Source organism: Streptococcus sp. E17BB (assembly GCF_041807725.1).
In the GTDB taxonomy this organism is placed as follows: Bacteria; Bacillota; Bacilli; order Lactobacillales; family Streptococcaceae; genus Streptococcus; species Streptococcus entericus.
In genome coordinates, this window is sequence record NZ_JBGTZC010000013.1 from 43,002 (window position 1) to 50,749 (window position 7,748).

The following is a 7,748-nucleotide window of genomic DNA, read 5'->3' on the forward strand; positions in this document are numbered from 1 at the left end:
ACTCTCCTTTTATTTTTTTAATATTTACTCATGATTTCATCAAAAGCGTCACCTTTAGCGCCTGGTTCTGCTGACGGGTTGCCTCCGACTGAAATCGTAGGGTTAGGCTGTTTGTCTTCACCTTGGAATAAGTAAGGGCTTGTTTCTTTGAGGCTGTTGATTGTGTCCTCTAAGAGAGGTTTCCCATCCTCGCCTAGCTCAATCTTGTCCAGGTCAATAAACTTCATCAAATCCTCAGAGTTGTAAGCTCCCACATCTTTCAAAGCAAGGGCTACAGCATTGGTTTTAGTTACCTGAGCAAGTTTAGTCTCACTATCAGTCTTGTACTGGTCAAATTGAGCCTGTAAGTCTGCCAGCTGTTGCTTGCTTTCCTCACTAGCTCCCTCTTTAGCCTGCAAGTCCTTGATAGCTTGGTTCTGTTGCTCAAGCTGTTGTTTTAAGCTGTCGTTTTCTGCCTGTACCTCAGACTTAGCCTGTGCTTTCGCATTTTCAATACCTGCACCGTACGCTTGCATGATATTATCTAACACCGCTTTATCTTCGATACCTGCGTCAACTAACATCTCACGTTTAAGACCCATGTCTTAACTCCTTTGTTTTACGCCACGAGGGGCAGAATTTGTCTAGTTTTACGCCATGCGACAGGGCAAAAAGAAAACCGCATGGGATCCCATACAGTTTGAGTTATTCGATTGTTGGCAGCCTTTCCTGCCAGTCAAGATGATTGACCACCTCCTTATTTACGACTAAACCAAGGCTTTTTCTGTGTCTTTTTCAGGCGGTTGACATCTTGCCTAATATCTGCAACATCATCAACCCATTGCTTTTGGGCTTTTTCAATTCCCTCAAGACGATTATTGAAGTTGATAACGTTCTGAGAGTTGATTTCTTCCATCTTCTCAACGATACGCCAAAGTTGGTTATTCTGGTCAAGTAGAAACTCTATGGCACTTCCAGCTATTCGTAAAGAGTTTTCTAGTTCACGTTTCTTTTTAATCCGTTTATTCATGGGTTTCTCCTAAAAATTTATCTTTAATTTGAATAAGTAAATCATACTCCGATTTAGGAATTGTTACCATTTCCGGACCTGTTACTTTAAATCCAGTAAATTCGCCATTATTTATCTGATGTTTCATTTTTTCCTCCTATTTTGGGCATAAGAAAAGCGCCTAGGTTTAACTAAGCGCTAAGTTTTACTAATTGCTTTGCTTTTTCGTAGTAAGGCTCAAGGAACTTCCTACACAATTCTCTATTCTCTGTATCTTCTTCAACATAGAAGTAGTACATTTGTTCGTCATTGATAAGGTCAAAAAGAGGCTCATTCTCTGCTAACCAGCCATCAGCAAATGCTTCATCTTCTCCAAGTTTAGCAGTTAGGTCAAGAAAGAACTCATAGTAATCATCAACATCACCATTCGCACCTTTTTTTAACATGTCTAAGATAATATTTGAATACTTCATGTTTCAATCTCCGTCAATGATTTTGCAGGCTTGCTAGTTTTCATGAATGTAACAATCTCATCAGAATTGTTTTCATATATCAATAGCAAACGGTTATAGTATTTAGCTTTACGTCCTTTGTAATCAGATTGATAATTTAGCGGGAGACTAGCAACTGTCAGAATTGAGTTAAAATTATACATTAAGCGCCCGTTAGGTCTACGCATTCTAGCTATGTATTGCGAGATAGCATGACCGCCAAATCTAACACCGTGCTCTTTGAAATTGTAGTAAGCGTCCACCGCTTGTTGTTTTTGCTTGTCTGTCAGTTTTTCCTTGGTACTAGACCAGACATAGGAGGCAACTTTGTTATCCTGTCTCAATGCCTCTTTTTCGGCACTGCTTAACGACTTAAAATCACTATAAGACTTGGGTGCTTTATTTCCCAAATTTTGTAGTATTTCAGAATACTCTTTTTTAGAGCGTTTGTCAATAGATTTGTATAATTTTTTAACCGTATCATCATTGTAGTAGTATTTCTCCCTGGCATAATCACGGTGTAGGAATGGGTGCTGTCTGAGATAGTCTCTCATGGCTCCCTGTTGTATCCTTACTTTGTTCTTATACTTGTCTATCAGTTCTTGGTCTCCAAGTTTCTCTGCAACATGTAGAAATTCCTTGGATTGTCTTATAGACCGCTCTAGGGCTCTCTGTTTGGCCTGTACGTTGGCATTTTCGATAGCCTGCTCAGGCGTTAAGTCTTTCAACTCATCAGGTAAATCAGGTTTGTAGTTGGCACCAACCACAAAAGGCGTGATTTCATGAGTGCAGTTAATGCCTAGGCACCCTCCAGCGGTTCCGTAGCCATAATCTGATAAGGCAAGGATACGCTCCCCTTTTTCAGTCCTAGCAACTCCAGTAGTAACTATCTGATGTTGCAAAGGGGCACACATTTCACGGGCTGTGGATTTCTTGGAGTAGTAAAAGGTATCTATCCCCAACTCCTCGGCCGGAGCCATTCTAACCTCACGATAGACACGCCAAGCAGTGGATTTGATGACTTGCCTAGCATAAGTGTCAGCTTTCCAGTGCTTGCCTTGGCTGTCTGTAAAGCCATAAAACCCCTTTTTAGCCCACTTCATGACAGTATCTGAAATAGCCTTGTCTGATGTTGCAAGGCCAGTGACAACCTTTGCTGTAGCCTCCTCAATGATAGACTGATAAGCTCCTATAACGCTCTTTGGTAGCGTGGTATTGATAAGGTTGTTGATGTCGCCCATAGTCTGATTGACATAAGCTGCAAGGCTATTCTGAATAAGAGAGTTACTAACAAAGCTACCACCACCAGTAGACTCTAAGAGCTGTTGCTTGGTGTCCTTGTAAATTTGGTAGCCCTCGTTTTGGATAACATGCCTAAGCTGTTCCTCAGCAATCCCTGAGCGGTCAGAGATGAGCTTGAGGTTATCCTCATTGAGTAGCCCCATCTCATTCATTTTCTCTAGTTGCCAAATGTAGGGGTTATCATCAAGACTAGCAGAGCCACGCTCTTTGATACGGTCTATGACTTGGTCAAATAGATCCAGAGTAAGCTGATGATAGATGTCTGCAACCTGACTAGCGTCAAGCATTAACTGCTCATCATTTAGTTTGATTGGTTTCTTCTTGTCATCAGCCATCTAATCACTCTCCATACACTCCAACATCATCAGGACTACGTTCACTACTTGCCTTATCAATGGCATTGCCACTAATTTCAGCCTTTATTTCCTTAGCTTTCTCAGGGGTCACGTTGAGTACTTTCTCAATAGCCATGACATCAGTACCAAAGCCAGCGTTAACTACCTTAATCCAGTAGTCAAGCTCAGCGTTTCGGTCAGTAAAGACACCATCATCAAGGTTAATGCTGATAGCGTCCATGTCTGGGATATTGCCCTTATAGAGTTGATAGGCTTTCCCAAGCTCTAACATGGAGATAATCAGCTCTTTTAGGGATTGCTCAACTAAACTGACAATACTGTTACGCATTTGATAAGTGTCAGAGTTCTCTGAGACAATCTCAGTAGCTGTCTTCATGGACTTTCCGTCAAAGGTAAACATACCAGCTGAAACGCCTATCTGCATTTCAAAAAGGGATATACCCTCATTGATTGCCTTGATATAGTCGTCAGAGCGGATAGGGGTTGTAAGGTCTGTGATACCTATGCCCTTGTCCATATCTCCAGAGTCAAACTGCTCATAGACATTTTGACCTGTTTCAAACTCACGCTTGACTGTGACTTTCTCACCGTCCATGTTGTACTGAGTGCTAATCATCTGAGTAGGAACTGCCACACGGCGTTGCCCCATCTTGACCTCCCACATGAACTCATCATAGGTAGTATTAAGAAAATCAATCGTAGTCTTGGCATTATCAAAGATAGATAGCCCAAGTGGACTGTTAATATCTTTGTTGTTCATTCCAGGTGTCTTGAGGTAGGTAAACAATGGACGGCTCAGACCGTTCAAGTCAGCGACTTCTTCCAAGTTTTCATAGAGTTCAGCCAGTGGCACCCTTGCTCCTACAACATTCTGATTATCAGACTTGTAGAGTTCATTTGTTACCGTGTACTTGTCATCTTTGCCCCACTCATGCAACTCAATCAGCGTGTAATACTTCCGCTTGTTACCCTCTGATTTGATTGTCTTAGTGATGATAGCAGCACTAGAAACATCTTGAGTGTTAGATTGTAGTGGTAAAAAGACAGGGGCTTGAATAAATGCCACCCTTACCTTATCCTTGTCAACATAAGGCCTCATGGCCAAACCGCCAAGAGCAAGGCAACTTTCCAAATACCGCTCGAAGTTCTTGATAAAACGGTCATTTTTTAGTTGTTGCTGGATAAACTCATTAGCTCTTTCATCATCTACCTTGATTTCAGCTTGTTCATTGAATACCAGGCTTGCAATCTTTTTTGAGGCTGTCCTGCCTATTGGTAAATGGTTGAAATCTCGCTTTTGATTAGTTCCGTTGCTGTCTTTATACTCAATCTGTGGATAACGCCCTGCAAAATACTTGAGATTTTCCCTGATACGGTCATACTCTGCACTAGACACCGCTATTTTAGGGTGGTCTGTGATATTAGTTAAGTTTTGTGTGGTCATCACATACTTACTCCTTGTAAAGAAATTCTTGATAGTTTGTACTATTCCCATTGTTAGCTCCTTTAGGCTTTCAAATCTAGCTCCCTAGCGTTGTCTAGGACAAAATACTTAAACTCATCTACCGTGTGGTCATCTTCTTTGATAACCTTTGGATCATCAGAGTTAATAGTCTTGTCGTCATAGCGGTACATCTTATGCTCCTCAACAAAAACCTTGTTAGCAGGGATGTCAAGGTAGTAAAAGCGTCCCTCAGCTAGTAAGCTGATAACCATGTCAATCATGGTCTGATTTTTCTTCTTGGCTACTGGGTGCCAGCGTTCGCCATAGTCCTTAAAGTATTGATTTCTCAAAGCTCCCTCAGCACTATCAATAGTCATCTTGAGCTTAGGCACTCTGTACTGTTTCATAACCTTGTCTATAAAGTCATGGATCATCACCGTTAGCTCACTAGGTGCTTTCTTGATTGTTTTGCCAGCTGGTGAATAGTAGAACGTATCAAGTAAGATAACATTACCCTTAGCAGTCAATCCATACGCCCCACAGGCTGTAGCTGACTGCTGATGTCCAGTATCCAAGGCAAATGATATACCTATCAGCCTATCGTCCTCAGGGAGGCTCTCAAGGGGCTTAAAGTAGTTCATGTTGTAGACATGATTACCAAGCCCTATGACCTCGCCTAGATACATCCAGCGGTAATAGTCAGGGTCAGTTTCCTTGTACCGTTCTATCTTCTCTTTCATCTGCCTAGACAAAAAACCTAACTTGTCATCAAGATAGGTGCTGTGATGTATCAGATAGGTAGGGTCACTTGCTTTCTCAGCTACCCACTCATTTATCCAGTCATAAGGGTTGCGTGGTGGGTTGTATGTGAAATATACCTTGACCTGTTTGCCATTAGGCAGCTCTTGTCGGATAAAGGTATCCTCAACTATATCAATGTCCTCACGCCCTGCAAACTCTGCCAATTCCTCAAACCATACGGACATGACATAGCCCTTGGCTATCTTCTGTGATTTGAGTTTCATGGGGTCATCTACACCGTAGAAGTAAAAGGCTGTACCTGTCTTTTTGTGAGTGATTTGTAGAGGAGACTTACCAAACTTGAATTGATTGGCCAAGCCCATCTCATAAATCGCCCACCTTATCTGTTCATAGACAGACATTCTCAGGTACTTTCCCACTTTCCGTAGGACTACCACATTACCTAAGGGGTCACTGATAAAGTCATTGACTAGGTCAATAGACACCACAGAGGACTTAGTAGAGGCACGGCCACCCTTTAGCACTATGTGGCTCTTGAGCGTGTATAGGACTTCATCAAAGACTGGGTTTATCAATTTAGCTAGGTTAAGTATCGCCATTGTACTTACTCCTATCAAATGTAAATCCAGTAATGACCGTGTCATCTTCATCATCAGACCCAAGCTGTGCCTTGAGGTTGTCAATTCTCAGGCGTTGCTCCTCTGTGACAAGCGGTGAGTGTGTTAGCTCGTCATAGGTCTTAATCATGCTTTTAAGCTCTGACTGTGCCCTTGCTATTGCAGCTAGAGCCTTGCCTTGCTTATCCCATGCTGTGTGATGTTCATAGCCTACGCCAGCTTTGCCCTCGCTTGTGATTAAGGTATTGCTGTCATCTATGTCCTGGACAAATAAAATACGCTGAGCATGCAACAAATTAGCATAGGTCAGCGTAATGTTTTCCCAGAGTATATCTATAGGCTGTTTGTCTTCCAGTTCCTGCGCTATCTCATATACTTCTTTAGGAAGGTATTTTGCAAACAATCCATGTTTGAGGGCGTTTGTGTTGCCTGTGGTTGCACCTTTACTATTCTTATTTCCTTTTGGCGCTCCCCGTGTTCGTTTGGTAGTACTACTTTTATTTTTTGTAGTACTACATTCATTCCATTTGTCTCTTAACTTCCAAACTGAGATAGTTTTTTCAGGCACGCCCAACATTCCACCAAGCTTGCGGTTAGTGATGTTTCCGTTATTTTGCTTGTAAATTTCAAAAGCTTTATCTCGGTTTGGGTCTCGTGCTCTGCCCAACCTTTTACCTCCTATTTGTCCGTTTTGAAAATCAAAAAAGGCAAGACACTTGATAGGTGTCTTACCCTTATTTCTTGATACTACCATTCTACCAGATTTTTGAAATCATGCTCGTTCATTCATTGTCATTTATTGTCATCCACTGTCATTTCGCTCAAGATACGTTCCAATTCAGCTTCAGCCGAACGTTTTAACCTGGAGTAGGTAGACCCACTGACACCGCCCAAGCCCTCACAAATATCCAAAAGGTGCATTTTTCGAACATACACCATCCTTAATACCGCCCTGTGTTTAGGATTTTGTAGCTTATTGATAAAGCCAATGAGCTCTATTCTCCGTTCAATGACCTCATTTGTAGCCTGTTCTAATGCTTCTTTCATCACGATAAGCTGAGTATAGACATCATCAACTTTCCTAGCTTGTCCACCCTGCACCTTATCGGCTTTCCATTTAGGGCTTGAGAGCAAATCAGCCTCAAGCTCGTTGATTTCGTCAATTCGGCTCTGAATATCCAAATCCAGATTTTGTAGTTCATCAAGAAGTTGTTTAGCCTTGCTCATACTCAGCCTCCTTATGATATAATAGTCTTGCGAGAAACTATTGACCAGGGACTAGGTGCGCCTTGGCTTTTTTATAATCTTGAAATTCCGTAGTATTCATACCCGCAATATTCCGAACAAAATCCATATCTATTGAAATATTCATAAAATACTCCAATTTTGTCATCACAAACTGGGCAATGAGTTCTAAGGTATCTTTCTTCTTTGCCTAGACCTCTTAGAATTTTCTTCTTTCTAGTACGTTTGTTCATTCACTTGCCTTTCCATACTTTCATTAAATGCCTTTCCAAAGGCCACCATGCCATCACTAACAGCCTGGGCAATACGACCAAGTGACCGCACCTGTTCGGCCGTATAACCCAAGAACAGGAACTGCTCAGAAGTTTCTAAGAGACTTTTTGAGGTGTTCGCCGTTACCCTGCTTGTCAGCCGTCTCCTTGCTCTGGCAATGGCCCGTTTTCTAGTTTTGTTCAGGCTCATCTTGACCTCTTTGTTTTTTATTTTCAACATCGACCTTATCCATCATCTTCAACAGGATAAACCCAATCATGGCCACGGTCA

Annotated in this window: 10 protein-coding genes; all 10 read right to left on the reverse strand. The window is 41.9% G+C overall.

What is annotated here, in order from left to right:
- Nucleotides 1–17 precede the first annotated feature (17 nt).
- Nucleotides 18–581 (reverse strand): phage scaffolding protein, encoded by a 564-nt coding sequence (locus ACERC7_RS04735; protein ID WP_373666269.1) that lies wholly within the window; start codon nucleotides 579–581, stop codon nucleotides 18–20.
- Between the two features lie 155 nt (nucleotides 582–736).
- On the reverse strand, nucleotides 737–1,009 hold the full coding sequence (locus ACERC7_RS04740; RefSeq protein ID WP_373666270.1) for a hypothetical protein: 273 nt from the start codon (nucleotides 1,007–1,009) through the stop codon (nucleotides 737–739).
- The gene (locus ACERC7_RS04745; protein ID WP_373666271.1) at nucleotides 1,002–1,136 is read right to left on the reverse strand and encodes a hypothetical protein; all 135 of its coding nucleotides are present in this window, start codon (nucleotides 1,134–1,136) and stop codon (nucleotides 1,002–1,004) included. The genes ACERC7_RS04740 and ACERC7_RS04745 overlap by 8 nt, the downstream gene beginning before the upstream one ends.
- Nucleotides 1,137–1,179: 43 nt before the next feature.
- Nucleotides 1,180–1,461 (reverse strand): hypothetical protein, encoded by a 282-nt coding sequence (locus ACERC7_RS04750; RefSeq protein WP_373666272.1) that lies wholly within the window; start codon nucleotides 1,459–1,461, stop codon nucleotides 1,180–1,182.
- Nucleotides 1,458–3,116: a phage minor capsid protein gene (locus ACERC7_RS04755; protein WP_373666273.1), complete on the reverse strand. Its 1,659-nt coding sequence runs from the start codon at nucleotides 3,114–3,116 to the stop codon at nucleotides 1,458–1,460. Before ACERC7_RS04755 ends, ACERC7_RS04750 begins: the two co-directional genes overlap by 4 nt.
- A 4-nt stretch (nucleotides 3,117–3,120) precedes the next feature.
- Nucleotides 3,121–4,632 (reverse strand): phage portal protein, encoded by a 1,512-nt coding sequence (locus ACERC7_RS04760; RefSeq protein WP_373666274.1) that lies wholly within the window; start codon nucleotides 4,630–4,632, stop codon nucleotides 3,121–3,123.
- 11 nt (nucleotides 4,633–4,643) lie between these two features.
- Entirely contained in the window at nucleotides 4,644–5,942 is a 1,299-nt protein-coding gene (locus ACERC7_RS04765) for a PBSX family phage terminase large subunit (protein ID WP_373666275.1), read from the reverse strand.
- Nucleotides 5,929–6,627 carry a phage terminase small subunit gene (terS, locus tag ACERC7_RS04770; protein ID WP_373666276.1) on the reverse strand — a complete coding sequence of 233 codons (699 nt, stop codon included), beginning with the start codon at nucleotides 6,625–6,627 and terminating at the stop codon, nucleotides 5,929–5,931. The genes ACERC7_RS04765 and terS overlap by 14 nt, the downstream gene beginning before the upstream one ends.
- Before the next feature lie 125 nt (nucleotides 6,628–6,752).
- Nucleotides 6,753–7,187 (reverse strand): DUF1492 domain-containing protein, encoded by a 435-nt coding sequence (locus ACERC7_RS04775; RefSeq protein ID WP_373666277.1) that lies wholly within the window; start codon nucleotides 7,185–7,187, stop codon nucleotides 6,753–6,755.
- 234 nt (nucleotides 7,188–7,421) lie between these two features.
- Nucleotides 7,422–7,667, reverse strand: a complete 246-nt coding sequence (locus tag ACERC7_RS04780; protein WP_373666278.1) for a hypothetical protein — start codon at nucleotides 7,665–7,667, stop codon at nucleotides 7,422–7,424.
- Nucleotides 7,668–7,748: the final 81 nt, after the last annotated feature.